Origin of the sequence: Streptomyces pilosus, from assembly GCF_014649835.1 — a bacterium.
Taxonomy (GTDB): domain Bacteria; phylum Actinomycetota; class Actinomycetes; order Streptomycetales; family Streptomycetaceae; genus Streptomyces; species Streptomyces pilosus.
Window position 1 is genome coordinate 1 of sequence record NZ_BMTU01000035.1, and the last position, 1,375, is coordinate 1,375.

Annotated in this window: 1 protein-coding gene; it reads left to right on the plus strand. The window is 68.5% G+C overall.

Annotated elements, in window-relative coordinates; genetic code table 11:
• Positions 1-1,375: type I polyketide synthase (locus IE118_RS34580; protein WP_189561922.1), on the plus strand; the 1,375-nt coding region annotated here is incomplete at both ends.

Sequence of the window (1,375 nt, forward strand, 5' to 3'; positions counted from 1 at the left end):
TGGCTGGGGGACGAGCGGTTCTCCGACTCCCGCCTCATCGTGGCCACCCACGGCGCCATGGCCACCACCCCCCACGAAACACCCGACCTGGCAGGCGCCGCCGTCTGGGGACTGATCCGCTCCGCACAATCCGAACACCCCGACCGGATCACCCTCACCGACCTCGAACCCGACCCCACCACCACGCCCGACCTCACCGACACCCTGCGCACCGTCGCCGCCACCCGACTCCCCCAAGTCGCCGTCCGCCAAGGCCGACTCCTCACCCCCCACCTGACCCGCACCACCCCCCACCCCAACCCCACACCCGACTTCGGCAACGGCACCGTCCTGATCACCGGCGCCACCGGCACCCTCGGCACCACCCTCGCCCGCCACCTCGTCACCCACCACCACATCCGCCACCTCCTCCTGCTCAGCCGCAGCGGCGACACCACCCCCAAAGCCAAAGAACTACGCCGCGAACTCGAAGAACACGGCGCCCACATCACCCTCACCGCCTGCGACGTCACCGACCCCACCCAACTCGCCGACACCCTCGCCACCATCCCCCACGACCACCCCCTCACCGCCGTCATCCACACCGCCGGCATCACCGAAGACGGCATCACCACCCACATGACCCAGGACCAACTCGACCGCGTCCTACGACCCAAGATCGACGGCGCCTGGAACCTCCACCACCAAACCCGCCACCACAACCTGAAAACCTTCGCCCTCTACTCCTCCCTCGCCGGCCTCCTCGGCACCCCCGGCCAAGCCAACTACGCCGCAGGCAACGCCTTCCTCGACGCACTCGCCACCCACCGCCACACCCACCACCAACCCGCCGTCTCCCTCGCCTGGGGACTCTGGGAAGAAACCAGCGGCATCAGCGGCCAACTCACCGACACCGACCTGCGCCGACTCAACCGCATGGGCCTACACCCCCTCACCACCCCCCAAGCCCTCCACCTCCTCGACCAAGCCCTCACCACCAACGAACCCGTCCAAGCACTCACCGCCCTCGACACCACCCACCTCACCCCCCACAACACCCACCTCCCCACCCTCCTCCACACCCTCACCCCCACCCCACGCCACCAACCCACCCCCACCCACAACACCCCCACCCAAACCCACCCACACACCACCCAACTCGCCGACCAACTCGCCGACCAAACCCCCCAAGAACGCGAACGCACCCTCACCGACCTCGTCCGCACCACCGTCGCCCACATCCTCGGCCACGACGACCCACGCGCCATCGAAACCGACCGCGCCTTCCAAGAACTCGGCTTCGACTCCCTCAACGCCGTCGAACTACGCAACCGCCTCAACACCCTCAGCGGACTCCGCCTCGCCAACACCGTCGTCTTCGACTACCCCTCCGTCA